The 24,306-nt window shown below is 73.0% G+C and carries 16 protein-coding genes and 3 pseudogenes; 8 read left to right on the top strand and 11 right to left on the bottom strand.

Annotation, left to right across the window (positions count from 1 at the left end):
- Window positions 1–77: 77 nt before the first annotated feature.
- A complete protein-coding gene (locus ACFYYR_RS07070; protein ID WP_388847796.1) occupies window positions 78–1,208 on the bottom strand; it encodes a SchA/CurD-like domain-containing protein in 1,131 nt (376 codons plus the stop codon).
- A 335-nt stretch (window positions 1,209–1,543) separates the two neighbouring features.
- Between ACFYYR_RS07070 and ACFYYR_RS07065 the strand changes: the two genes are divergently transcribed.
- Window positions 1,544–3,181 (top strand): FAD-dependent oxidoreductase, encoded by a 1,638-nt coding sequence (locus ACFYYR_RS07065; protein ID WP_388847795.1) that lies wholly within the window; start codon window positions 1,544–1,546, stop codon window positions 3,179–3,181.
- A 23-nt stretch (window positions 3,182–3,204) separates the two neighbouring features.
- Here the strand turns inward: ACFYYR_RS07065 and ACFYYR_RS07060 are convergent, their stop codons facing one another.
- On the bottom strand, window positions 3,205–3,885 hold the full coding sequence (locus ACFYYR_RS07060; protein ID WP_388847793.1) for a pyridoxamine 5'-phosphate oxidase family protein: 681 nt from the start codon (window positions 3,883–3,885) through the stop codon (window positions 3,205–3,207).
- 412 nt (window positions 3,886–4,297) lie between these two features.
- Between ACFYYR_RS07060 and ACFYYR_RS07055 the strand changes: the two are divergent.
- Both ACFYYR_RS07055 and ACFYYR_RS07050 read left to right on the top strand, forming a co-directional pair.
- Window positions 4,298–4,492: pseudogene (locus ACFYYR_RS07055) on the top strand (dienelactone hydrolase family protein); the annotation flags it as partial.
- Between the two features lie 516 nt (window positions 4,493–5,008).
- The gene (locus tag ACFYYR_RS07050; protein WP_388847791.1) at window positions 5,009–6,460 is read left to right on the top strand and encodes an MFS transporter; all 1,452 of its coding nucleotides are present in this window, start codon (window positions 5,009–5,011) and stop codon (window positions 6,458–6,460) included.
- Here the strand turns inward: ACFYYR_RS07050 and ACFYYR_RS07045 are convergent.
- The gene (locus tag ACFYYR_RS07045) at window positions 6,402–7,496 is read right to left on the bottom strand and encodes a magnesium and cobalt transport protein CorA (protein ID WP_388847789.1); all 1,095 of its coding nucleotides are present in this window, start codon (window positions 7,494–7,496) and stop codon (window positions 6,402–6,404) included. The genes ACFYYR_RS07050 and ACFYYR_RS07045 overlap by 59 nt on opposite strands.
- A 253-nt stretch (window positions 7,497–7,749) precedes the next feature.
- Between ACFYYR_RS07045 and ACFYYR_RS07040 the strand changes: the two genes are divergently transcribed.
- Both ACFYYR_RS07040 and ACFYYR_RS07035 read left to right on the top strand, forming a co-directional pair.
- Window positions 7,750–8,973: a pyridoxal-phosphate dependent enzyme gene (locus ACFYYR_RS07040; protein ID WP_388847787.1), complete on the top strand. Its 1,224-nt coding sequence runs from the start codon at window positions 7,750–7,752 to the stop codon at window positions 8,971–8,973.
- A 288-nt stretch (window positions 8,974–9,261) separates the two neighbouring features.
- Window positions 9,262–10,047 (top strand): DUF427 domain-containing protein, encoded by a 786-nt coding sequence (locus ACFYYR_RS07035; RefSeq protein WP_388847785.1) that lies wholly within the window; start codon window positions 9,262–9,264, stop codon window positions 10,045–10,047.
- 218 nt (window positions 10,048–10,265) lie between these two features.
- On the opposite strand, the pseudogene ACFYYR_RS07030 reads toward ACFYYR_RS07035, so the two are convergent.
- The 3 genes and pseudogenes from ACFYYR_RS07030 to ACFYYR_RS07020 all read right to left on the bottom strand — a co-directional run.
- A pseudogene (locus ACFYYR_RS07030) lies at window positions 10,266–10,625 on the bottom strand (ATP-binding protein); the annotation flags it as partial.
- Window positions 10,626–10,668: 43 nt separating this feature from the next.
- Window positions 10,669–10,755: pseudogene (locus tag ACFYYR_RS07025) on the bottom strand (hypothetical protein); the annotation flags it as partial.
- A 102-nt stretch (window positions 10,756–10,857) separates the two neighbouring features.
- On the bottom strand, window positions 10,858–12,159 hold the full coding sequence (locus ACFYYR_RS07020) for a PAS domain-containing protein (RefSeq protein WP_388847783.1): 1,302 nt from the start codon (window positions 12,157–12,159) through the stop codon (window positions 10,858–10,860).
- Window positions 12,160–12,328: 169 nt separating this feature from the next.
- Here ACFYYR_RS07020 and ACFYYR_RS07015 point away from each other — a divergent pair, with 169 nt between their 5' ends.
- The gene (locus ACFYYR_RS07015; protein WP_388848144.1) at window positions 12,329–13,579 is read left to right on the top strand and encodes a hypothetical protein; all 1,251 of its coding nucleotides are present in this window, start codon (window positions 12,329–12,331) and stop codon (window positions 13,577–13,579) included.
- A 284-nt stretch (window positions 13,580–13,863) separates the two neighbouring features.
- On the opposite strand, the gene ACFYYR_RS07010 is transcribed toward ACFYYR_RS07015, so the two are convergent.
- On the bottom strand, window positions 13,864–15,948 hold the full coding sequence (locus ACFYYR_RS07010) for a transglycosylase domain-containing protein (protein ID WP_388847781.1): 2,085 nt from the start codon (window positions 15,946–15,948) through the stop codon (window positions 13,864–13,866).
- Between the two features lie 171 nt (window positions 15,949–16,119).
- Between ACFYYR_RS07010 and ACFYYR_RS07005 the strand changes: the two genes are divergently transcribed.
- Window positions 16,120–18,075 (top strand): propionyl-CoA synthetase, encoded by a 1,956-nt coding sequence (locus ACFYYR_RS07005; RefSeq protein WP_388847779.1) that lies wholly within the window; start codon window positions 16,120–16,122, stop codon window positions 18,073–18,075.
- A 237-nt stretch (window positions 18,076–18,312) separates the two neighbouring features.
- Window positions 18,313–19,407, top strand: coding sequence for an alanine racemase (locus ACFYYR_RS07000; RefSeq protein ID WP_388847777.1), 1,095 nt, complete (start codon window positions 18,313–18,315; stop codon window positions 19,405–19,407).
- 199 nt (window positions 19,408–19,606) lie between these two features.
- Here the strand turns inward: ACFYYR_RS07000 and ACFYYR_RS06995 are convergent, their stop codons facing one another.
- The 4 genes from ACFYYR_RS06995 to ACFYYR_RS06980 all read right to left on the bottom strand — a co-directional run bounded on the left by ACFYYR_RS06995 (window position 19,607) and on the right by ACFYYR_RS06980 (window position 24,125).
- On the bottom strand, window positions 19,607–20,269 hold the full coding sequence (locus ACFYYR_RS06995) for a CAP domain-containing protein (RefSeq protein WP_388847775.1): 663 nt from the start codon (window positions 20,267–20,269) through the stop codon (window positions 19,607–19,609).
- A 771-nt stretch (window positions 20,270–21,040) separates the two neighbouring features.
- Window positions 21,041–22,942, bottom strand: coding sequence for a GMC family oxidoreductase N-terminal domain-containing protein (locus ACFYYR_RS06990; RefSeq protein ID WP_388847773.1), 1,902 nt, complete (start codon window positions 22,940–22,942; stop codon window positions 21,041–21,043).
- Complete coding sequence (locus ACFYYR_RS06985) at window positions 22,939–23,433, bottom strand: hypothetical protein (RefSeq protein WP_388847771.1); 495 nt, start codon at window positions 23,431–23,433, stop codon at window positions 22,939–22,941. Before ACFYYR_RS06985 ends, ACFYYR_RS06990 begins: the two co-directional genes overlap by 4 nt.
- Window positions 23,433–24,125: a FadR/GntR family transcriptional regulator gene (locus ACFYYR_RS06980; RefSeq protein WP_388847769.1), complete on the bottom strand. Its 693-nt coding sequence runs from the start codon at window positions 24,123–24,125 to the stop codon at window positions 23,433–23,435. The genes ACFYYR_RS06985 and ACFYYR_RS06980 overlap by 1 nt, the downstream gene beginning before the upstream one ends.
- Window positions 24,126–24,306: the final 181 nt, after the last annotated feature.

The raw sequence follows: 24,306 nt of genomic DNA, 5'->3' as shown, positions 1-24,306 counted from the left end.
GCCTACCTCCAGGTGGCGTTGCGACGACGGGGATGTGCCAGGCCGCGCCGGACGGGACCGGCGGTGCGGCTCTCCGGTCAGGAGTCGGTGGCGCGGCGGTCGGTGAGGGGGGACATGTCGGCGTGCGCGAGGAAGCGCAGCAGTCCCCGGTGGTCCGTCAGGGTGTGGCCCTCCGGGAGGTCCAGCAGCCGGGAGAGCACCGCCGCCGTGCGCTTGCCGGTGACCCCCACCACCGGGACCGGCGTACGCTCCACCGGACCGCGCAGGTCGACCATCCGGACGACGATGTCGTCGCGCTGGAAGATGGTGCTGCCCACGACGGGGTTGTCCGGGTCGTTCGCCCCCTGCTCCTCCTGGAGGGCGAGCAGCCGGGCCACCGCCATGCCGCAGCCGGGCTTGACCGGGTAGAGCAGGGCGTGCCGCTCGACGTCGGCCGGCTCGGCGGGGCCGGAGGCCACCCGGTGCACGGCCGGCAGGGCGGCCCGGGTGAAGAAGACCCGCGCGGAATCCGGGTCGGCGAGGTCCCGGTCCTGTTCGAGGTACGGGTTGATCGCCTCCTCCACGGCCCGGACCTCGGGCTGCTGTGCCACGTGCCGCAGCGCCGCGATCAGGTCGCCCTGCACCTCGACGGCCCGGACGACCCGGTTGCCGTGCAGGAACAGCGACGTCCGCCGCAGGCTCGTGGTGTCGTCGACCCGGGCCGCGGGGGAGCGGTAGCCGGACAGGATCTCGGCGACCTTGCTCTCGCTGCCGGGCTTCACGGTGAAGGTGAGGGCGTGCCGGACCACCCCGTCGCCGATCCGCGGAGTGGACTGGAGCCTGCTCCGCGGCGATTCGGGGGTGTGCACTCCTATCCCCGGCGTCTCGCGCAGGATGCTGAACCGCAGCGAGCGCGTGTCGCGCACGCAGCTGTGCAGCGGCTGCACCATCTCGACGTGCGCCTCGCTGTTCACCCAGGCCAGGAACGGCGGGGCGCTCTCCCACTCGCTGGTGATGAGCCATTGCGAGGGGTTCTCGATGGACTGGCAGAGCTGGTCGCTGATGTGGCCCGGGACGGAGGCCACCCCGCTGCGAAGGTGCTCGTACGCCTCGAGAAAGCGCTGCTGGGCGCCCTCGTGGATGTCCAGCAGCAGAATCACCCGAAGTCGGGAGCCGTCGAAGGCGGACTGCGAGACCTTCTCCGACACCTTCTCTGACAGCGTTGTCATATTCCACATCTCCTTCGCGCCGGGTTCAGCCCCTGAGGTTCTGCGGTCACGTGCCGTGGGAGGGATGCGGGTGTGCGACCGGGCGCTGCGCCTGGTCGTCGGTACCCGCCCCATGGCCGGGCGGTGTCCCGGGAGCGTCGTCGCACCCGGGGACGCCGGCGCGATGCGGCCGGTCTCGGTGCCCGCAATCGATCGTCGGCCGGTCCCACGGATGGCGCGAGATGTGTGAGCCATACGAGTGAAAGCCCGAACGGAGCTTCGCTCGTCGGGCATGGACAGATGTGTACCCCGTTCGGGCGCCATGGCTTGGTGCAGGTCGGCAGGAGCTGGTGCAGATGAAGAATGCGAAGATCGACGACCGGGTGCCCGTGCTCATCGTGGGCGGCTCCCTGGTGGGTCTGTCCGCCTCCCTGTTCCTGGGACGGCTGGGCGTACCGCACCTGCTGGTCGAGAAGCACGCCGGAACCTCGCACCACCCCCGCGGGCGCGGGAACAACGTCCGCACCATGGAGCTGTTCCGGACGGCCGGTGCGGAGCAGGCGATCCGCGACGCCGCCTCCGTCCTGGCCGGCAACCACGGCATCCTGCAGGCCGGATCGCTCACCGGCGACGACCAGGAGTGGCTGTTCAAGGAGATCGACCCGGGCGGGGCCCTGGCCCGCTTCAGCCCGAGCGCCTGGTGCCTGTGCAGCCAGAACGACCTGGAGCCGGTGCTCGTCCGGCACGCCCGGTCGAACGGCGGCGAGCTGCGCTTCGGCACCGAACTCCGCTCCTTCGAGCAGGACGCGGACGGGGTGCGGGCGGTGCTGCGCAACCGGGAGACCGGCGAGGAGCGCACCGTCCACGCCGACTACCTCGTCGCCGCCGACGGGCCCCGCAGCCCCGTCAGGGAACGCCTCGGCATCGGGCAGACCGGCCACGGCGACCTGTTCCACAACGTGAGCATCACCTTCCGCGCCCCCCGGCTCGCCGACGTGGTGGGCGACCGTCTCTTCATCGCCTGCTACCTGACCAACCCCGAGGCCGACGGCGCCCTGCTCCCGGTCGACAACCGGGAGCAGTGGGTCTTCCACGCGCCCTGGCACCCCGAGCACGGGGAGCCCCTGGAGGACTTCACCGACGAGCGCTGCGTGGCCCACATCCGCACCGCCACCGGCGTGCCCGACCTGGAGGTCGAGATCACCGGCAAGGCTCCCTGGCACGCCGCGGAACGGGTCGCCGAGCGCTACCACTCGGGGCGGGTGTTCCTCGCCGGGGACTCCGCCCACGAGATGTCCCCGACCGGCGCGTTCGGCTCGAACACCGGCATCCAGGACGCCCACAACCTCGCCTGGAAGCTCGCCGCCGTCCTGTGCGGCTGGGCCGGCCCCGGGCTGCTCGACACCTACGGCGAGGAGCGGCAGCCGGTGGCGCGCGCCACGAGCGCCCGCGCCTCGGCCCGCTCCGCCGAGCACAGCCACCCCGGCTACGCCGCCGCGCCCGGCGCGGGCGGCGGCCGGCAGAGCGGCGTCCTGACCGTGGCCCTGGGCTACCGCTACCCCCGGGGCGCCGTCCTCGGCGTCGACCCCGACCTGCCGGTCGTCCCCGACCGGATGCAGCTGACGGGCGACCCGGGCACCCGCGCCCCGCACCTGTGGCTGCAGCGCTTCGGCACCCGGCTCTCCACCCTGGACCTCTACGAGCGGTCGTTCGTCCTGCTCAGCGGCGTCGAGAGCACCGCGTGGCACTCCGCCGCCAAGCGGGTCGCCGACGAGCTGGGCGTGCCCCTGGAGTCGCACCGCATCGGCAGCACCCAGGCCGGCGACCTGGCCACCGAGGACGGCGCCGACTGGACGGAGCCGCACGGCATGACACCGGGCGGTGCGGTCCTCGTCCGGCCGGACGGCTTCGTCGCCTGGCGGGCGACGGGCCCGGTCCCGGAGCCGGACCGGACCCTGCGCGACGTCATGACGGAGTTGCTGCGGCGGGACTGATCCGTAGAGATCTGCAAGGACCCCTAACGCAGGGTCACGCCCTGGCGCTCCGCGAGGTGGAGCGGTGCCTCGATGTCCCCGGCGAGGGCTGGATCTGCCTGGAGCTCGCCCCAGTGTGTGCGAAGGGGGAGTACGCCGGCCCACAGCCCGAGTTCGGCGTCGGGGGTGTCGCCGTCGTCCGGGGCGCCGGTGCGGATTTTCACGGATGCCTCGTCGAGGGAGAGAGCGAGCAAAGAGGTGGCCGCGAGCTCCTTGGGGGTGGGCTGTCGGGCGTAGTCCCACTGGCCGGGAGTCGCCTGTTCGGTGAGGCAGCGCAGGCCCGCCCACTTCTCGTCGGGGTCGGTGACCGGGCGAGGTGTACCGAAGATCATGGCGCTGCGGTAGTTGACGCCGTGCTCGAAGACGGACCGGGCAAGGACGAGGCCATCGATGTGGGTAACGGTGACGCACACGGTCGCTGCCGGCGAGGCGACCAGACTCCGGCTGGCCACTGAGCCGTGGACATAGAGGGTGTTGCCGTCGGAGCCGTAGACGGTCGGCACGACCATCGGGTTGTCGTCGACGGTCACCCCGAGATGGCAGACGAAACCCGCCGCCAGAATGGCGTCGAGGTCTGCCCGGTCGAGGCTCCCTTGCTCGCGAAGCCGGTGGTGGCGGGTGCGGTCCGTCGGGGACAGGGGACGACTGGGGTCGAGCCGACTCATGGCGGGGCCTTCCGTCGGTGTGGGCGAAGTGTGCGGAGGAGGTCTGTGAGGTGGCCGACGCAGCGTCACGGAGCAACGCACGCAAGCGGAAGGCGCATTGAACGGCTCGGCGAGGGGTGTGGCGCGGTCCCGGTGGTGCAGGGTCGCTTACGACGCCCCCCCCGAAGGCGGTCGCCGATGGGTGTCGGTGACCGCGCACTGCAGTCTACAGATTCCATCGCTGAGTGACTATGGATCAACGAAATCCGTTGCATTTGGGCTTTGCGTCAACCGATTCCTTGCCTTGAGTGCGTCGTCGCGGCCTGGAGTCGTGACCCCTCGCGAGACTGCTGACTTCGGTGGTCGGCCCGCTTCTTCGTGCCCGGTGGGCTACGCTGAACAGCGGGCCCGCACCGGCCCGTACGGCGCTCAGAGGAGGACGCCCGAGGCCCTGGGTGAGCTCAACCGGGCCCTGGACGCCGCGAAGGTCGACTACACCTCCGAGATCTACCCCGGCACCGTCCACGGGTTCACCATGTCCGACACCGACGCCTTCGACCCCGCCGGACTACAGCGTCACTGGGACCGCCTGCTCCCCCTCCTCGAACGCACCCGGGCCAACAGTTGAGGCGCCGGCTCGGAAACCGAACCTGAATACGGTCCTGGCGGAGGGCGGCGACCGGTTGTCGGGGCGTCACCGCCCTGCCCCGGCCCCCGCCCACTCCACAGGACTCTCGGGCCTTCCTGCAGGGGCAGGGACAGGGGCAGGGGCAGGACTTCAGTGCCGGCCCCCGGCGTCCCCGCCCTCCTCGCGCGGCGTTCCGCATCCATGAGAGGCTGACCTTCCGGGTCCACCCCGGACGAGCCGGACCGTCCCCGCCCCTGCGGTGGCCGGGCCGCATCAGCCGTCCGGACGCCCGCGTTCCCGGTGTTCCGGCGTGCCGTCCCCCCGCCGGTTTCCTCCCCGGCTGCTCCGGTCCGCCCGGTGGCCGTCTTCTCCGTCACGGCACCTCGCCCCCGCCCTCCGGGGGCGTTCCGAGGTGCGCACCCTCCCCTCCGCACGGTTCCTTGCGGTGCCCCGCCCGACGCGCGGGCGCCGTCCGTGACGTGCCGCCCCCCCCGGGCGGCGGGAGAGGTGTGACCGATGACGGTGCCGAGCAGTCGTGCGCTGCGGCGGCGGGCGTTCGCCGCGGTGTCCCTGGGGGTGTTCGCCGTCCAGCTGGACGCGTTCGCCCTCAATCCGGCCCTGCCCCGGATCGGCCGGGACTTCGGCATCCGGGGCGACGGGCTGTCCTGGGTGGTCGGCGCCTATCTGCTGGCGGCCGGTGCGCTGATGCCCCTCGCGGGCGGACTGGCGGACCGGTTCGGCCGGCGGCGGATGCTGGTGGCCGGGCTGACGCTCTTCGCGGCCGCGTCGGCCGGGGGCGGGCTCGCCCCGTCCCCGGCGGCGCTGATCACGGCCCGGGTGCTGCAGGGCGCGGGCGCGGCGCTGCTGATGACGGCGGGCCTGGCGCTGCTGACCACCGTCCACCCGCCGAGGCTCCGGCCGCGCGCCACGGGAGGGGCGCTGGGCATCGCGGGCGTCGCCACGGCCTGCGGCCCGGCGGCCGGCGGGGTACTCACCGAAGTGCTGTCCTGGCGGGCGGTGTTCTGGGCCGCCGTCCTGCCCGCGGCTGCCGCGGCGCTGCTCGCCCGCGGCCTGCCGGAGCCCGGAGAGTCCCGTGGCCTGCCGGAGTCCTGCTCTCTGCTGACGTCCCGCGGCCTGCCGGAGTCCCGCGACCGCCGACCGTCCGGGGACGGCCGCCGCCGGCCGGTGGACCGGCTGGGCCCGGTCGCCGGTACGGCCGCGGTGGCGGCGCTTGCCGGAGGCCTCGACCGCGGACGGGCCCGGGGCTGGATGTCCTGGGACACCGTCGCCCTGCTGGCCGTGGCCGTCACCCTGTCGGTCGTCCTGGTGCGCCGGGAGCGCAGCGCGGCCCACCCGTGGGTGGACCCCGTGCTGTTCCGGAACCGGCCCTACCTGGTGCTCACCGTGGCGGGTGCCGCCGCCAACACCGCGACCTGCGCCTTCCTGTTCGTGGTGCCCCAGCTCCTCCAGGAGGTCCAGGAGCTGTCCCCGACGGCCGCCGGAGCGGCGTTCCTGGCCCCGTCCGCGGCCATGGCCCTCGCGGGACCGGTCGCCGGCCGGATCCCTCCGGCGCGGGCCGTCGCGGCGATGGCCGGGTGCCTGGCCACCGCGGCCGCCGGCCTGGTCCTGCTGCGCCCGGCCGACGCGTTGCCGGGTTTCCTCGCTGCCGCCACGGTCTGCGGCGCGGCACTCGGGGTCGCCAACGCCTTGACCCTGACGGCCACTCAGGCCCTCGTCCCGCCGGAACGGGCGGGAGCGGCCTCCGGGGTGACGAAGAGCGCCGTCACGCTGGCCGCCGGGCTCGGTCTGCCGTCCGGTCCGGCCACGGACCCGGTGGCCGCCGGGACGGCACCGGCCTGGGCGCTCCTCGGCTGCCTGCTCTGCGCCGCAGCGCTCGTCCGGCCGGCGGTCAGAGCCAGCCGTTGCGGCGGAACCCGCGGTGCATGGCGAAGCAGGCGACCGCGATGACCGCGAGCGCCAGCGGGTAGCCGAAGGTCCAGTGCTTCTCCGGCATGTGGTCGAAGTTCATGCCGTAGACCCCGCACACCATGGTGGGCACCGCGATGATCGCGGCCCAGGAGGTGATCTTGCGCATGTCCTCGTTCTGCGTCACCGTCACCTGGGCCAGATGGGCCTGCAGGATCGAGTTGAGCAGGTCGTCGAAGGACGAGATCTGCTCGTTCACCCGGGCCAAGTGATCGCTGACGTCCCGGAAGTAGGTCTGGATGTCCGCGTCGACCAACGGCCCCGGCCGGGTGGACAGGCTCTCCAGCGGGCGTCCCAGCGGGGCCACCGCCCGCTTGATCTCCAGGAGTTCCCGCTTGAGCTGATAGATCCGCCCCGCGTCGGTCCCGCTGGTGCGCTCCGCGGAGAACACCTCGGTCTCCACTGTGTCGATGTCGTCCTGCACGGCCGCCGTGACCTCGAGGTAGTCGTCGACCACATGGTCGGCGACGGCGTGCAGCACCGCCGAGGGGCCCTTGACGAGCTGGTCGGGCGCGGCCTCCAGCCCCTCGCGGAGCGGCCCGAGCGAGCCGTGGCGGCCGTGCCGGACGGTGACGACGAAGTCGGGGCCGGTGAACACCATGATCTCGCCGGTCTCCACCACCTCGCTGGTCGCGGTCAGCTCGGCGTGGTCGACGTAACAGAGGGTCTTGAAGACGGCGAACAGCGTGTCGTCGTAGTGCACCACCTTGGGCCGCTGATGGGCGTGGACCGCGTCCTCGACGGCCAGCGGGTGCAGCCCGAACAGCTCGGCGATCCCGGCGAACTGCTCCTCGGTGGGTTCGTGCAGGCCCAGCCAGACGAAACCGTTCCCGGCCTTGCGCACCCGCTCGACGGCCTCCTCGGCCGGGCAGTCGCCCACCTGCCGCACCCCGTCCAGGTACACCACACAGTTCACGACCGCACTGCCGAGCGGCGAGCGGACCGGGTGGCTCAGGTCCACCTTCCGCCGGGCTGCGGGAAGGCGCACGGCCTTCCGTAGGGTGCGGATCATCGACATGCTCTGTGCTCCTCGTGCTCCTTCGGCCGGGCAGGGCATGGTCCGGCTCCGGCGGACCCTACCCACGAAGGCGGTGCTCACGACAGCCGGGCCGGACCGCCCGCCCCGTACACCGCCCCGGTACGCCGTCCCGCCCGGGCGTGCCCTCCCACCCGGAGCCGCCGTCCTGCCGGAGGCCTCGTTCCCGCCGGGGAGCGGAGCGGGAATCCCTGGTCCGCGGGCCCGCCGACGGTACGAACTACACTGCACGATCATGAATTTGGGGGATTCGCTGGCCACCGGTCAGCGCTCACTGGGAGATCCGTCCGTCAGTTACCCGCTGTGGCCGCCGTTGACCAGCGGTTGTCCGCGGACCAGCACCGACGAGGTCGCCCACCCGGTCGAGGTGGACTACGCCTACGGCCGGGTGCCGCGGAACCTCTTCGACCGCGCGGCCGCGCAGTGCGTCCCCGCGGGCAGCGGTCTGGACCGCTGGGCGCCGCTGCTGCCGCCGCTGGCCGCACCCGGCCTCGCCGAGGGCGGCACTCCGCTGGTGGACCTGGGCGACGGCGTCTACATCAAGGACGAGTCGCGCAATCCCACCTGGAGCCACAAGGACCGGCTGAACCGCTGCACCGCGAGCGCCGCGGTCGGGACCGGGGCAGAGGGCATCGTGGTGGCCTCCTCCGGCAACCACGGTGCGTCCGCGGCGGCCTACGCGGCCCGCGCGGGTCTGCGCTGTGTGGTGCTGTGCTCCGCGGACGCGCCCCCGGCGGTGCGCTCCTTCCTGCAGGCCTACGGCGCCGTCGTGCTGCCCGTGCCGACGGAGGCCCGCTGGCCGCTGCTGCGGCGGATCGTCGACCGGCTCGGCTTCCACCCGGTCAGCAATCTGACACCGCAGTCCCACACCGGACACGCCTTCGGCCCCGAGGGCTACAAGACCGTCGCCTACGAGATCTTCACCGAACTCGGCGTACCGGAAGCCGTGTTCGTGCCGACCGGGTACGGCGAGCTGCTGTTCGGCGTCTGGAAGGGCTTCGCGGAGCTGGTACGGCTCGGCCTGGCCGACCGGACCCCGCGGGTGTACAGCTGCGAGCCCGCCGCCGGGGGACCGCTGCACGCCGCCCTCCGCGCGGGCCGCCCCGCCCTCACCGTCCCGTCCGGCCCGACCGGCGCCTACGCGATCGACTGCACCGTCGGCGGCGTCCGCGGCACCGTGGCCGTCCGGGAGAGCGGCGGCGAAGCGCTGCTGGTCGACGACGCGGCCCTGGCCGCCGCCCAGGCCGAGCTGTCCCGGTCGGGGCTGTGGCCGGAGCTGTCCGCCGCGGCCGGTCTCGCCGGGCTGCGCGGCCTGGGCGACCGGAGCGGCCCGGTGGTGTGCGTCTCCACCTCCAGCGGATTCAAGGACCGCGGGGTGGGCGAGGCAGCCGCCGAGCCCGTCGCCCCGGACTGGGACGCGGTGGCGGCGCGGCTGCGGAAGGCCGGCCTGCCGGTGTGAGCCCGGCCCCGGACGGGGACGCGGCGCGAGCGGTCCGTTGCCGGGGTGGCGTCCGGCCGGGGGCCCGGGGCCCAGCGCCGGGGGCCACGCCCGGCACGGGCGGTCGCTCGTGCCTCCCGGCGGCCCCGCGCGAGCCGTAGCTCCCGGCGGCGGCCGGCGTGCCTGCCGGGGCCGCGCGCCCGTCGCCGCAGGACGGCCGTGCGGCAGGACGGCCCCCGCTCCGGCCACTATCGTCGGCTGTACGAGGTCCCGAACACCGGACGCCGCGCAGCGGTGAGGTGCACCGACATGACCATCCGAACGGACGCCATCCGGAAGAGCGGCCCGCTCCACTGGGAGCCCAGTGAGCGCTGGGTGCGCGGTACCAAGGGCGGGACCACGGTCGTCGACAGCCGCCGTCCCGTCCTGGTCTGGCAGCCCGACCTTCCGGTGCCGTGCTACACCTTCCCCGAGAGCGAGGTCCGCACCGACCTGCTGCGCGCCGCCCGGCGGCCCGACACCGGTGCCCACTGCGGGGCGACGGTCTTCTACGACCTCGACCTCGACGGCGCGGTGACCGGGAACGCCGCCTGGACCTTCCCCGGGGAGGAGCTGGCCGGGCACATCTCCTTCGAGTGGTTCGGCCGCGAGGTCCTGGACCACTGGTACGAGGAGGACGAGGAGATCTTCGTCCACCCCCGGGATCCGCACGCCCGGGTCGACCCGCTGCCCAGCAGCCGCCACGTCCGGGTGGAGATCGACGGGGTCCCCGTCGCCGAGACCCGCAGGCCGGTGCTCCTCTTCGAGACCGGCCTCCCGGTCCGCTACTACATCCCCCGCGAGGACGTCCGCTTCGACCTGCTCACGCCCACCGACCACCGCACCCGCTGCCCGTACAAGGGCATCGCGCGGTACTGGTCCTGGTCCCGGGGCGGCCCAGGGCTGACCGATGTGGCCTGGACCTATCCGGAGCCCGTCGTCGCCGCCGGAGCGGTCCGGGACCTGGTGTGCTTCTACAACGAGGCCGTGGACCTCGTCGTGGACGGGGAGCGGCTGGAACGCCCGGTCACCGTCTTCAGCGCCCAGCGCCCCTGAACCGGCCACCGCCCCGCGGGGCCCCGCGGACCACCGTCCTCACGCGGCCTCCCGGAGCAGCCGGTCCGCCGAGGGCAGCAGCTGTTCCGTCCAGATGGTCTTCCCGGACGGGGTGTAGCGGGTGCCCCACCGGTGCACGAGCTGCGCGACGATGAAGAGCCCCGGCCGCCTTCGTCATCACTCGCGCTGCGGCGGAGGTTGGGCGAGCTGTGTCCGCCGTCCGAGACCTCGCAGATCAGGGTCCGGTCCCGGACGAGCCGCAGCCGGACCGGCCCGCCGGCGTGCCGGATGGCGTTGGTGACCAGCTCGCTCACGACCAGCTCCGTGGTGAACGCCAGCTCCTCCAGCCCCCACTCCCTGAGCTTGGCCGTGGTCCGGTCGCGCGCCTGCGCGACCGGACCAGCTCCCGCTCGGCGACCTGGCCGCTGCCCAGTGCGCGGGTGCGGACCAGGAGGAGGGCCGCGTCGTCCGCCGTCGGCCCGTCCGGGAGGAGCGTCTCCAGCGTCCGGTCGCACAGGGCGTCCAGTGAGCTCTCCCGTTCGGACAGCCCTCGAGCCGGTCCAGCCCGTCGTCCACATCACGGCCGTACGTCCGGACCAGGCCGTCGGTGAACAGCGCGATGAGGCTGCCCTCGGGGAGTTCGGTCTCCAGGCTCTCGAAGGGCAGGCCGCCCAGGCCCAGCGGCGGCCCGGCCGGGACGTCCGGCAGATGGAAGCCCCCCGTCGCGGTCGACGACGGCGGGTGGCAGGTGCCCCGCGCGGGCCATCGTGCACCGCCGGGACACCGGGGCGTAGACGGCGTACAGGCAGGTCACCCCGGTGTCCCTGCCCCGTCCGACGTCCCTGCCCCGTCCGTCGTCGCGGTCCCGGCCGCGGTACGGGCCTCCTCCGCCGTCCCGGTCCCCTTCACGGCACCGGCGCCGTTCTCCAGAACGGTCCGCCCCGAGGTGAGGCCGCGGGCCTGCGGGGACGCGGCGGGGTAGCGGACGGGACGCGTCACCGGCTCCCCAACCCCGTTCTCCCCAACCCCGTTCTCCCCGGCCCCGCTCGCCCCGTCACCGGTCACCCCGCTCCCACCGGCCGCCTCCCCACCCGCCGCGTACCGACCCCCTGCGCTCCCGCTCTCCCCGCCCCGCGGCGCGGACCGCTCCGCGACGCGGACCAGGGTCCGTACGGGCCCGTCCCCCGGGTGCGGCTCCTCGCCCTCCAGGACGCCTGCCACGAGGTCGACCGCGACGGAGTCGGCGAACTGCGGCACGGCCACCTCGGTGATCTCCCGGGCCGTGGCCGTCATGTCCAGCGTCGTACCGATCCGGCTCCCGGCCCGGACCATCAGGTCCAGCCGTTCCTGGTCGCGGTAGCGGTCGGTGATGTCGACCCCGTCCTCGCACACCCCCAGCGGCTGGTCGTGCGCGTCCTGCAGCCGGTAGTAGGAGCACGACCAGACGTGGCGGTGGTCCGGGTCGTTGGGCGGGCGGCCCCGGAAGAGGAGGTTGAGGACCGGCTCGCCGGTGGCCAGGACGTAGCGCATCACCAGCTCGAGCGTGGGCGGGTACTCCTCGGACAGCACCTCACCGCCCGGGTACAGCTCGCCCGCGTGCATCCCCACGCAGTCCCCGAAGGGCACCCCGAGCTCCCGGCCGGAGGCGGCGTTCGCCCACTCCAGCCGCAGATCGGTGTCGTAGATGGCCAGTCCGATGGGCGACCGGGTGGCCAGACCGTGCAGCATCGCCTGGCGGGCGTCCCAGTGGCGCAGCGAGCCCAGCTCGGTGGCGACCAGGATCTGTGCGGGGCCGGCTCCCGCGTCGGCGAGTGCGCAGAGGGTGGTGGCGACCGTCAGGACGTGGCCGTCGTGGTGGCGGGCGACGCGGCCCTCGGTGCGGCACATCGGGCCGACGCGTCCGCCGGGTGCCGGTTCCAGGGCCAGCCGTCCCACCAGCACGGTGTCGAGCGGCTGTCCCAGGATCTCATGGGGCGGGTAGCCGAGCAGTTCCTCGGCCGCGGGGCTCCACCCGATGACCGTGTCCTGGCTGTCCAGCACCGCCGTGGCCGCCCTCGTGACATCGAGGGGGCCGCGGAAATCGATGCTTTCGGCCGCATTCCATGCACTCATGGCACCAGCTCAGCCCGGGTTCGTTACTAACAGAAATCGATCCGGACGGAGAGGGACACAAGCGGTGACGATAATCCGACTGTGATACTGGGGGCAGTACGTCTGTGCGTGTCCCTGGGGGGGAACGAGTTTGAAGGTCAGGATTGCCCACCGCCCGGTGGCTGTGGCCATGGCGGGGGGCGTGGTCGCGCTTGCGCTGGTCATGGCGTCGTCCGGTGCTGACAGCCCGTCGGATGACAACTCCGAGCCCGTGGCGGGCTCCGCTTCCCGTGCTCCCGGGCCCGGCGGGGCGGAGGCCCGACGGAGCGCCGGATCGCAGCACGCGAAGGAGAAGCGGGCCCGGGAGTGGGACGGGAAGGTGAAGGTCCTGGGCGACGGCTCGACCTCGTACACCGGCCCGCAGCCGCGCCAGCCGAAGCCGAAGCGCCTGAAACCGGGACAGAAACCGCCGCAGTTCGTCGTCTTCTCCTGGGACGGCGCCCTGCAGGGTGAGGACCGGCTGTTCTCCCACTTCCGTGAGGTGGCCAAGGAGAACAACGCCAGCATGACGTTCTTCCTCACCAGCATGTATCTGCTGCCGAAGTCGCAGCGGACGCTGTACCGGCCGCCCCGGCACGACCCCGGCTCGGCGGCCATCTCGTTCGCCACCGACGATCACATCAGGACCACCCTGGACCAGGTGGGCCGGGCCTGGCGGGACGGCAACGAGATCGGCACCCACTTCAACGGCCATTTCTGCGGCCCCAAGGGCGGCGGTGACTGGACCCCCGCCGAGTGGAAGAGCGAGATCCGCCAGTCCTACTCCTTCGTGGAGAACTGGAAGACGAACACCGGCTTCAAGGACCTCCCGCCGCTCCCCTTCGACTTCGAGGAGGAACTCGCCGGCGGCCGGGCCCCGTGCCTGGAGGGCCAGAAGAACCTGATCGAGGCGGCCCGCTCGTTCGGCTGGCGGTACGACGCGAGCTCCTCCGGCGACTTCCAGATATGGCCCTCCAAGACCGACGGAATCTGGAACTTCCCGCTCCAGCTGCTGCCGTACCCGGACAAGGAAGTCCAGGTGCTGTCCATGGACTTCAACTTCCTCTTCAACCAGTCCGGTGACAGCACCGAGGGCGACCCGGCCAAGTACGACCAGTGGGAGAGGGAGACCCGGCAGGGCTACCTGAACGGGTTCGAGCGCGTCTACCACGGCAGCCGCGCGCCGCTGTTCATCGGCAACCACTTCGAGGACTGGAACGGCGGCATCTACATGCGGGCCGTCGAGGACGTGATGAAGGACGTGTGCAACCGCGACGGTGTGCGGTGTGTGTCCTTCCGCCAGCTCGCGGACTGGCTGGACGCCCAGGACCCCAAGGTCCTGGACCAGCTGCGCGCCCTGGATCCGGCCCAGGAACCGGACTGGAAGCGGTTCGCCCGCTGACCCGGACGGCGTCCGTCCGCCGCCCAGGAACGGACGCCGCCCCGGAACGGACGCCGCCCCGGAACGGACGCCGCCCCGGAACGGACGCCGCCCCGGAATGGATACCGCCCCGGGACGGACGCCACCCCGGAACGGATACCGCTCCGACGGCGGACGCGTGAGGGGGCCACGGCCCGTCCGCAGGGCGGCCGGTCGCCCGTGCCCGCCGCCTACGGCCCGCGCCCGGGCCCGGAACCTGCCGCCGCGCCGCCCCGGCGGGCCGCGCGGCAGCAGGCGTTGAGCGGTCAGGACCGGGCAGCCGCCTGGCGCGGGGCCGACGCCTTCATGTAGTCGGTCCAGATCTCGTCCGGGTAGCTGCTGCCGGGGGTGGCCTTCGGCGCGCCGCCCAGACCGTCCAGCGGCAGCAGTTGCAGCGTCCGGGGCTCCAGCCGGAACACCGACACCGCCGTCGACACCTTGCTGTCGTACCCCACGAACCAGGCGGAGTCGTTCTCCTCGGAGGTCCCGGTCTTGCCCGCGATCTCCGGACCGAGCGCCTTGGCCCGCTGCGCCGTGCCCTCCTGGACGGAACCCCGGAGCGCGTCGGTGACCTGCGCCGCCACGCCGCTGTCCAGCACCCGCCGGGCCCGCGGCCGGGGCATCGGCACGGTGTCGCCGTTACGGGTGACCCGCCGCACCGAGTACGGCTCGGTGTGCCGGCCGTTCGACGCGAACGTCCCGTACGCACTGGCCATCCGGATCGCGCTGGGCGTGGAGTTGCCGAGCGAGAAGTCCGGCACCTGCGGGCCGAAACTGCCCGGCAGCAGCCCCGCCGCGGTCGCGGTCCGGCGCACCCGGTCCAGGCCGACGTCCATGCCGAGCTGGATGAGCGGGGTGTTCACCGAATGCACCATCGCCTTGCGCAGCGGGATCCGGCCCCAGGACCGTTCCCCCTCGTTGCGGCCCTTCACGATCTTCCCGCTGCGGTCCCAGTAGGGGCCCTCGGGGGTGCGGACGGAGATCTTGTCGTCGCCGTTGTAGACGGTCTCCGGGGAGACCGGCGTCCTGCTGCCCTCCCGCTCGCGGCGGACACCGTCCTCCAGGGCCGCCGCGTACACGAACGGCGTGAACGACGTGCCGGCCGGCACGGTCACCGCGTTGGCGTCGTTGAGCCCCTGCTTGAGGTAGTCCGGCCCGCCGTGCACGGCCAGGATCCGGCCGTCGGGGGCGACCGAGGCGGCGCCCACCCGGACGTGCTCGTCGACGGACCGGCGGTCCGGGTCGAGCTTCTTCCGCACCTTCTTCACGGCCTCGGTCAGCGCGTCCACCCGCGGCTTCTCGAAGGTCGTGTAGATCTGGTAGCCGCCCAGGTCGAACTCGGCGTCGGAGACCGTGGTGTTCTTGCTGACGTAGGCCTTGGCCATCTCGATGAGATAGCCGCTCTGCCCACTGGAGTCGGTGGCCCGCGGCCGTGCCCGTGGCTCCGGGAAGGTGGTGTACTCGGCCCGTTCCGCGGCGGACAGCTTGCCGATGTCGACCATCCGGTCGAGCACCCAGCTCCACCGCTCCTCGGCCCGCCGGTGGTTCGCCTTGCTGATCGCCGGGTCGTACAGCGCGGCGCCCTTGAGCAGCGAGGCCAGGAAGGCGCCCTCGCTCGCGTTCAGCTCGGAGACCTCCTTGCCGTAGTACGCCTGGGCGGCGCGCTGCAGGCCGTAGGTGCCGCGGCCGAACCAGCTGGTGTTGAGGTAGCCCTCCAGGATGTCCTTCTTGCTCATCCTCTGGTCCAGCTTGATGGCGATGAGCATCTCGTTGAGCTTGCGCGAGAAGTTCTGGTCCTGGTCCAGATAGACGTTCTTCACGTACTGCTGGGTGATGGTGGAGCCGCCCTGGGTGTCGCCCCCGGTACCCATCCGCAGCACGGCGCGCATGATGCCCGAGGGGGAGACCCCGGAGTCGGTGTAGAACGTCTTGTTCTCGGCGGCCAGCACCGCCCACTGGACGTCCTCGGGCACCTTCTCCAGCGGCATCTCCTGCCGGCTGACCCAGCCGGTCCGGGCCATCTTCGTTCCGTCGGCCCAGTAGTAGATGTTGTCCTGCTGGGTGGCGAACGAGTTGAGGTTCTCCGGTATGCGCGCCTGCGAGTACGCGTAGCCGATGAAGAGCGTCAGCGCGCCGGTGCCCGTCCCCACCACGGCCAGCACCTGCCGCCACGACGGCACCCAGCGGCGGAAGCCCTTCCGGCCCGGCCGCGGATACTCCCAGCGCATCCGCCGGGCCAGCCGGGCGACCGCCGGGAACCGGTCGTCGACCGCTGCGACGCCGCTCCGCAGCCGGCGCACAGCCTCCCCGCGCACCCCGGTGGACGGTTGCTTACGCCGATGCTTGCTCATGCCCGACCACCGTCACCCGCAGTGATCCCTGTTCCGACCTGCACGATCCCCCCACTGTCCGGATGCGACCCACCCGGTCGCCCCCTGCCCCCCACGGCGGTGTCAGCCTATGCGGCCGTCCCGGCGGACCCGCCCCGGACCCCCGATTCGGTTCGGACGAACGAGCGACGCATGAGCGAGACTGTTCGCAGCCGAGCGACCAGGAGCAGCAACGTGGCGACGTACCAGGACACTTATCGCAGCAGTCTGACCGACCCCGAAGGGTTCTGGCTGGGGGCGGCGGGGGTGATCGACTGGGAGCGGGCACCCGCCCGTGCGCTGGACGGCGAGCGGGCTCCCCTGTACCGCTGGTTCCCCGACGGACGCCTGAACACCTGCCACAACGCCCTCGACCGCCACGTCGAGGCCGGCCACGGCGACCGCACCGCCCTGATCCACGACTCGGCGTACACCGGGGAGCAGCGCTCGTACACCTACGCCGAGCTGCGCGACCTGGTGGCCCGTTTCGCCGGTGTGCTGCGCGAGCAGGGCGTCGGAGCCGGCGACCGGGTGGTCATCTACCTGCCGATGGTGCCGGAGGCGGCCGTCGCGATGCTCGCCTGCGCGCGGCTCGGCGCCGTGCACTCCGTCGTCTTCGGCGGCTTCGCCCCCCGGGAGCTGGCCGCCCGGGTGGACGACGCCCGGCCGAAGGTGCTGGTCACCGCCTCCTGCGGGATCGAGCCCGGCCGGGTCGTGGCGTACCGGCCCATGGTCGACGAGGCGCTGCGGCTGGCCGGCCACCGGCCCGACCGCGTCATCGTCCTCCAGCGGGAACAGCTGCGCGCCGACCCGGTCGACGGCGATCTCGACTGGGACGAGGCGATGGCCGCCGCCGAGCCCGCGCCCTGCGTCCCGGTCGACGCCACCGACCCGCTCTACATCCTCTACACCTCGGGGACCACCGGACGGCCCAAGGGCGTGGTGCGGGACAACGGCGGCCACGCCGTCGCCCTGGCCTGGTCGATGGCCAACGTCTACGACATCGGCGCCGGCGACGTGTGGTGGACGGCCTCCGACGTCGGCTGGGTCGTCGGCCACTCCTACATCGTCTACGCACCGCTGCTGGTGGGCGCGACCACGGTGCTCTACGAGGGCAAGCCGGTCGGCACCCCGGACGCCGGGGCGTTCTGGCGGGTGATCGCCCAGCACGGGGTGAAGGCGCTCTTCACCGCCCCCACCGCGCTCCGCGCCATCAAGAAGGTCGACCCGCAGGGCGAACTGCTCGCCGGTCACGACCTGTCCGGCTTCCGGACCCTCTTCCTGGCCGGCGAACGGCTCGACCCCGAGACCTACCACTGGTCCGCGGACATCCTCGGCGTCCCGGTCATCGACCACTGGTGGCAGACCGAGACCGGCTGGGCGGTGGCCGCCAACCTCCGGGGCCTGGACCCGATGCCGGTCAAGCCGGGCTCGCCGACCGTCCCGGTGCCGGGCTACGACGTACGGATCCTGGACGAGCAGGGCGCCGAGGTGCCACCCGGCACCGAAGGGGCGATCTGCATCCGGCTCCCGCTGCCGCCGGGGACGCTGCCGACACTCTGGGGCGACGACGACCGGTACGTCAGCTCCTATCTGTCACGCTTCGAGGGCCACTACCTCACCGGGGACGGCGGATACCGGGACGAGGACGGCTACCTGTACGTCATGGGCCGGATCGACGACGTGATCAACGTGGCCGGCCACCGGCTGTCCACCGGGTCGATGGAAGCCGTCCTGGCCGCCCACCCCGCGGTGGCCGAGTGCGCGGTGATCGGCGTCGCGGACTCCCTGAAGGGCCAGGTGCCGCGCGGTCTGGTGGTGCTCAAGGCGGGCGCCGCGTACGACCCGGACGAACTGCGTGCCGAACTGGTCGCGGCGGTGCGCTCCGAGATCGGCCCGGTGGCGGCGTTCAAGGAGGTGGACGTGGTCGCCGGGCTGCCGAAGACCAGGTCGGGCAAGATCCTGCGGAAGTCCATGCGGTCCCTCGCGGAGGGCCGGGACGAGCCGGTGCCGTCGACGATCGAGGACCCGGCGGTACTCGACGCCCTGCGGGAGGTGCTCCGGCCGGGCGCGGGTGAGGGGCCTGCCCGTCCGGGGCCACAGGACTGACCGGCGACTCATCGCGGGGCGTACCCGTCATCCCTCGGCGGGTGTGGGTACGCCCCGCGAGTACCGGAGCAGCCGGTGAATCGGGGCCCGCTCCGGTCACTTGTGGGGCGTCACCGATCGGCTCAGCGGTCGACGGCCTGGATCTTGGTGTACGCGTCCTGTTGGCGATGGCCGTGTGGCTCTGGTGCGCTGACATGTGATGATCATCTCGACGTGTTTCATGGTGGGAGGCAAGAGGTGGCGATACCGCTGCCCGATGGGCTGGCTACGCCGGCGCTCGTGGTCGATCCGGATGTGCTGGACAGAAACATCGCGCGGATGGCTGAGGCTTCGCGGTCCCAAGGGTTCGCGCTGCGTCCGCACGCCAAGAGTCACAAGTGCGCACAGATCGCCGACCGCCAGCTTCGGTCCGGCGCGCGCGGGTTGTCGGTGGCCACGATCGGCGAGGCCGAGGCATTCGCCCGGGCCGGCGTGGACGACCTGTTCATCGCCTACCCCGTGTGGCTCGATGCCGACAAGGCGCCGCGGCTGCGCCGGTTGGCGGACGGAGTTGCCCTGAGAGTCGGCGTGGAGTCGATCGCAGGCGCGCAGCGGCTGGGGAATGCAGTGCGTGGCAGCGCCCGGCCGGTCGAGGTGCTCGTCGAGGTCGACAGCGGGAGCCATCGGACGGGAGTGCAGCCTCACGCTGCTGGTGAGGTCGGGAAGGCTGCCTCCGACGCGGGACTGGATGTTGTCGGCGTTTTCACGTTCCCGGGACACGGCTACGGTCATGATGCGCGGGCACGCGAGCGTGCAGCACGGGACGAGGAGCGCATGCTGGGCGAGGCCGCACAGGTGCTGCGGGACCTTGGGCTCGACATCCGGGTGATCAGTGGCGGGTCGACACCGACGGTGGGGCAGTGGCAGCCGGGCGCGGTGAACGAGTTGCGGCCCGGCGTCTACGTCTTCAATGACGCCACCCAGCTGGCCATCGGCACCTGCGGGGTGGGGGATCTCGCGCTGGTCGCCGCGTCGACTGTGATCAGCGTTCCCGCCCCGGATCGCTTTGTGCTTGATGTCGGTAGCAAGGTTCTCGGCTCCGACCGGTCGTCCTGGGTAACGGGCCACGGCTACCTGCCCCAGTTCCCACAGGGAACCATCACCGGGCTGTGGGAGCACCACGCCGTGGTCCGGCTTCCAGAAGGCGTGCAAGGGCCACGCCTCGGTTCGTTGGTCGCTGTCGTCCCCAACCACATATGCACGCCGGTGAATCTTGCCGATGAGCTGCTGGTCGTCCGAGACCGCGAGGTGATCGACCGCTGGCAGGTCACAGCACGAGGTGCCAATACCTGAGCATCATCTCAGGCGAGACCGGCGGCGGTAGCGGATCAGAGTTGCGGCGATGCCGGCGGAGGCAAGGAAATATGCGCCTCGACCGGAACGAAGAGCCCCGGGCCAGGTGCTGACGGCCTGGCCCGGGGGTGTGTTGTGGGCTTTCAGTGAGGGCGCCTCTACGCGTTGCGGACGGTGATGCCGCAGTTGGCTGTACCGCCTACTTGTAGCCGAAGTCCTGCGTCCAGTAAGCCCGGAGCTTGCCGCCGATCGCGACGCCCACGCCGCTCGCCTTGGACGAGCAGCTGAGGATGTTCTTCCGGTGGCCCGGGCTCTCCATCCAGGCCCGGAAGGCGCCCTCGGGTGTGCGCTCCCAGGCGTCGATGTTCTCCGCGTGGGCGTCCTCGTAGCCCTGCGCCTCCATCCGCTCCTTCGGGTCCGGGCCGCCGCCCGGAGGGGTGTGGGCGTAGAAGTTGTGAGCCTTCATGTCCTCGCTGTGCAGCCGGGCGGCCTTCGCCAGCCGCTTGTCGTTGTGCAGCGGCTCGCAGCCGTGCTGCTTGCGTGCCTTGTTGACGAGCCGGAGTATCTCCGCCTCGTAACGCGCCGCGCGGCTGCGCTGCTTCGTCGCGGACGGCTCCGCGGTGGGCTCCTCCGCCGGGGGCGCGGTGTCCGCCGGGGCGGCGGTGCGCGGGGCGGTGGACCGGTCGTCGGCCCGGCCGTACTCGGTGGAGGCGTTCGCGCCGTCGTCCGAGGACAGCACGGTCACCGTTCCGGCGATGGTTCCGGCCGCGACGGCGAGGGCGATCGGCACGATCCGGACCCGGCGCCGGTGGGCGCCACGGGAACGGGATCCGGTGGAGGAACCAGGCTGTGGTGCAGTCATGCGACATGACTCCATGGGGTGGGGGATGGGATTTCCGCGCGGGCCGGCATGGTGAACCCGAGAAGCACAGGTCCCGCAATGGGCAGGGGCGTGTCCGGGGTGCAACAGCCCCTCGCGGGGACCGGATGACCGTATCAAGAGGAACGCGGTACTCCGCCACCCCGGGAGGGCGAAGTCTGCGTTCACAGCCGAAATGGCGGGGGAGGGCGGGGAATTCCGCAGAGGCCCCCGGGGTGCGGAATCCGGCGCCGCGCGGCTTCCCCTTCCGCCTGTCCGCCCCTGTCCTTCCGGTCTCTGCCCGGCTCGACGCCTGCATCCCGTCCCACCAGGGGAAATGGTGCACCAGGGCAACCTATTAGACCGCCGGAACGTGATCGTTCACGCCCTCTGAACGATGGGCGCGTGCCGGATTCCTCCCTCCCGTCCGGGAGTCGGTGTGAATTCAGGCGTATTTCATCCGTGATCCGCGGGAGTTGTTCTCGTAGTGTTGCACGCTGTTGAGATCAGGTGCTCCGCGGGTGTGGTGTTGCGTTCCGGTCCATGGGCGTACTTCCTTCTTACGGGCCAGGCATCTCGGCGCATATTCCGTTGTCCGTGGGGTGCCGAAGCGGTCCGTGCTTGCCGCGGAATTCCCCGTCGCCGGTCGATGTGCGTCCACGGTCGACGACTGGTCCGACCGCCGCCCCCGGGCCGCCGGCTGTCCGAGCCGCGTCCGTACGAACCGGCAGCCCACGGACCACGGACCACGGGCCACAGACCTCGGCACGCCCCTCAGCAGCCCGCCTCTCCCGCGTCCGCCGCCGCGGCCTCCGTCAGCGCCAGGGCCGTCGCCATGATGGTGAGCTGCGGATTCACCTCGGGGCAGCTCGGCAGCGCGGAACCGTCCGCGATCAGGACGCCCCGCACCCCGCGCAGCCACCCCTGCGGGTCCGCGGGAGCGGTCTCCGGGTCGGCGCCGAGGGCCACCGTCCCCGTGGGGTGGAAGGCGGACAGGTGCAGCTGCCGTGCCGTCACCCCGCGCAGCAGCTCGGCCAGGTGCTCGCGGGACCGGGCCCGGGGCGCGGCCGGGATACCGGTCAGTACCTCCTCGGCCCCGGCGGCGAAGAGCAGTTCACCCATCGCGTCCACCGCGCGCAGCAGCCGGGCGCCGTCCCCCGGGTCGAGGTCGTAGCGGACGAGGCCGCGCCGGCGGCCCAGCACCCGGCCCGACGGACGGTCGGCGATCATCGCGCCGAGGGTGGCGAGTGAGCCGGTTCCCTCCAGCTCGCGGCGCAGGGCGCGGCCCACGCCGGGCAGCACGAACGAGCCCATACCCGGCGGCCCGGCGGTCGCTTCGATGAGGATGCCGTCGTGGTGCAGCTCCTCCACACCGACGCTCTGCAGCACCCCCTGCCACGCCGTGACCGGCTCCGGGAAGCGCCCCGCGACGCTCGCCGCCGGGTGGACCGCGAGGTTGCGCCCCAGCTCCGGATGGCCGCCCAGGCCCGAGCGGCGCAGCAGCGGCGGGGTCTGGAGGGCGCCCGCCGCGACGACGACGAGCGGGCCGAGGATCTCGAACCGCGTGCCGTCCGGCCGCCGCGCGGCGACACCGGCGGCGCGCGGCCCGCCCGGCCGGTCGGGGTCGGTGAGCACCCGCTGAACGGTCGCCGAGGTGACGATCCGGGCGCCCGCCGCGCACGCGTCGGGCAGCACCGACAGCTGGACGCTCTGCTTGGCCCCGGTCGGACAGCCCACCACGCACTGGCAGGAGCCCCGGCAGCCCGGGGCGTTGCGGCGCAGCGGTCCGGCCGCCCAGCCCAGCCGTTCCGCGCCGCGGAGCGCGGTGCGGCCGTTGCCGCCCAGGACGTCCAGGGGCTGGGTGGCGACGCGGAGGGTCCGCTCCACGGCATCGAGGCGGGCGGCGAATGCCGACGCGTCGGCCAGCGGAAGCCCGTACCGCTCGCGCCAGCGGGCCAGCACCCGGTCCGGAGTGCGGTAGCAGGTACCGGAGTTGACCACCGTGGTGCCGCCCACCGCACGGCCCACCGGCAGCAGGACCGGCGGGTTGCCCAGTGCGGCGGTGGCGCCGCCGTCCCGGTAGAGCTCCGCGAACCGGTCCAGCGGTGCCCGCCGTCCGAAGTCCGCCGTGGTGTGGTGCCGGCCCTCCTCCAGGACGACGACCCGCATACCGGCGCGGGCGAACGTACGGGCCGCGACGGCGCCGCCCGCGCCCGAGCCGATGACCACGACATCGGCGGTCGACCGGTCCGGCCACCGCGCCGACGGGACGCAGTCCAGCGGCGGGTCGGCGGGCGGCGGCACGGCGGGAACGGCGCTTCCGCTGCTGCCGCCGTACACGGGGCCGGTGCCGGTCTCGTGGAGCATCCGCTCGGTCCCCGCGGCGAGCATCACCGGGACTTTGAGCGCGTCCAGCAGCGGCAGCAGGGCCGGCCGGTCCGCCACCCGGCCGATCAGCGCTTCCCGCTCCGCCGGGGTGAGGCCGGACAGCCGCCGGCCGGTGCGCACCGCGGCGTACGCGTCCAGGGCCGCCGCCGCGCCGGACACCCCCACCCGGGCGGGCCCGGGCATCGCGCCGAGCAGGCCACCGAGCCGGCCGGGCACCCGCCCTGCCCACGGCGTCCCGCCGTCGTCGGCGAGCAGGGCGGCGACGAGACCGTCGAGTGCGCGGCTCACCGGTCGCCCACCTCCGCGTGCGCCGCGCCGACCAGGGACCCGGCCTCTCCGGCACGCGGGAAGCGGAAGCTCGCGAGGAACGGCAGCAGCGCCGTGGCCAGGGGAAAGCGCACGGTGCCCCGCCCCGCCGGCGCAGCGTCCGTCAGCAGGGTGAACGGCAGCACGGTCAGCGACGTCAGCGGCCGCAGCGGCGACACCGACTTCCAGCCGTCGACGTGGTGGCGGCGGCCGTCCGCGGTGAAGTCGATCCGGTACCGGATCCGGCGGCGGGCCAGCGGGGAGATCTCCAGGGTGCCCCGGGCCGCGGGGTCGTCGGCCCATCCCGCGATCCGCACCCGGCCCGTCAGCCGTCCTTCGGTGGTCCGGTGCGGCAGCAGCAGCGTGTCCGTCCGCACGGCGAGGTCCAGGCGCGCGGGCCGGTCCCGGTCCTCGCCCGGCAGGCGGACCGAGCCGGTCATGGTCTCGGTGAACTCCGTTCCGCGGGCGGCCATCAGGCGGCGCCCAGCGCATCGAGCATGATGCGCTCGGTGGCCGTCAGATACGCGTCGGCCGCGGTCCGCGCCGCGTCGGCGTCGCCCCCCGCGACGGCCTCGACGACCGGGGCCAGCCGGGCGTGCGCCGCCCCCGGGTCCCGGAACGGCTCCACGAGATGCGCCCGCACCGGCAGGTAGGCGTTGAACAGGGTGTTGGTCAGCAGCGTGTAGACCCGGTTGCCGGTCGCCCGGGCCAGCGCCCGGTGCACCTCGGAGTCCGCCAGCTGCGCCGGGTCCCCGCCCTCGGCGCCGGCCACCGCGGCCAGCAGGCCGCGCAGTTCGGCGAGCTGGGCCGGGGTGCGCTGCGAGGCGGCGCGGGCCGCGATCAGGGCACCGATGGAACGGCGTACCTCGAAGATCTCGCCCAGCCAGTCGGGGCTGTGCCGGACCAGCATCGGCAGCAGGTCCGCCCCGCCCAGCCGCGCGTAGTCCCGCACCCGGGTGCCGACGCCGTGCCGGGTCTCCAGCAGTCCGGCGTGGACCAGCCGGCCGAAGGCGTGTTTGAGGGTGGTGCGGGTGACCCCGTAGCCGGTCGCGAGTTCCCGCTCGGGCGGCAGATAGCTGCCGGTGGGGTGCCGGCCGGTGAGGATGTCCTCGCGCAGCCGGTTCTCCAGGACGTCGACGACGGTCTCGCGCGGCAGGGTCTCCACGGTTCTCCTCGGTGGCCGAGAGCGGATGGTTCAGTGGCTCAGTGGATGAGCCACTGAACCACCAACTCCCGCGCCCGGCAAGGGGTGCGCCGTGTCCAGCGGGTGGATCGGGGCCGGAGGGTGGCGGGCCGGGTCGGCGGGTGGATCCGCCCCACGGGTGGTCCGGGCCTCGCACCTCCTG

Source organism: Streptomyces sp. NPDC001922, from assembly GCF_042891165.1.
In the GTDB taxonomy this organism is placed as follows: Bacteria; Actinomycetota; Actinomycetes; order Streptomycetales; family Streptomycetaceae; genus Streptomyces.
The sequence above is the reverse complement of the archived record's forward strand: the minus strand, read 5'-3'. Positions and strand labels throughout refer to the sequence as shown.

Bases quoted from the DNA above. Each gene is read 5' to 3' on its own strand.
- ACFYYR_RS07070 (WP_388847796.1), bottom strand. From the start codon at position 1,208: ATGACAACGCTGTCAGAGAAGGTGTCGGAGAAGGTCTCGCAGTCCGCC.
- ACFYYR_RS07065 (WP_388847795.1), top strand. From the start codon at position 1,544: ATGAAGAATGCGAAGATCGACGACCGGGTGCCCGTGCTCATCGTGGGC.
- ACFYYR_RS07060 (WP_388847793.1), bottom strand. From the start codon at position 3,885: ATGAGTCGGCTCGACCCCAGTCGTCCCCTGTCCCCGACGGACCGCACC.
- ACFYYR_RS07050 (WP_388847791.1), top strand. From the start codon at position 5,009: ATGACGGTGCCGAGCAGTCGTGCGCTGCGGCGGCGGGCGTTCGCCGCG.
- ACFYYR_RS07045 (WP_388847789.1), bottom strand. From the start codon at position 7,496: ATGTCGATGATCCGCACCCTACGGAAGGCCGTGCGCCTTCCCGCAGCC.
- ACFYYR_RS07040 (WP_388847787.1), top strand. From the start codon at position 7,750: ATGAATTTGGGGGATTCGCTGGCCACCGGTCAGCGCTCACTGGGAGAT.
- ACFYYR_RS07035 (WP_388847785.1), top strand. From the start codon at position 9,262: ATGACCATCCGAACGGACGCCATCCGGAAGAGCGGCCCGCTCCACTGG.
- ACFYYR_RS07020 (WP_388847783.1), bottom strand. From the start codon at position 12,159: ATGAGTGCATGGAATGCGGCCGAAAGCATCGATTTCCGCGGCCCCCTC.
- ACFYYR_RS07015 (WP_388848144.1), top strand. From the start codon at position 12,329: ATGGCGGGGGGCGTGGTCGCGCTTGCGCTGGTCATGGCGTCGTCCGGT.
- ACFYYR_RS07010 (WP_388847781.1), bottom strand. From the start codon at position 15,948: ATGAGCAAGCATCGGCGTAAGCAACCGTCCACCGGGGTGCGCGGGGAG.
- ACFYYR_RS07005 (WP_388847779.1), top strand. From the start codon at position 16,120: ATGAGCGAGACTGTTCGCAGCCGAGCGACCAGGAGCAGCAACGTGGCG.
- ACFYYR_RS06995 (WP_388847775.1), bottom strand. From the start codon at position 20,269: ATGACTGCACCACAGCCTGGTTCCTCCACCGGATCCCGTTCCCGTGGC.
- ACFYYR_RS06985 (WP_388847771.1), bottom strand. From the start codon at position 23,433: ATGGCCGCCCGCGGAACGGAGTTCACCGAGACCATGACCGGCTCGGTC.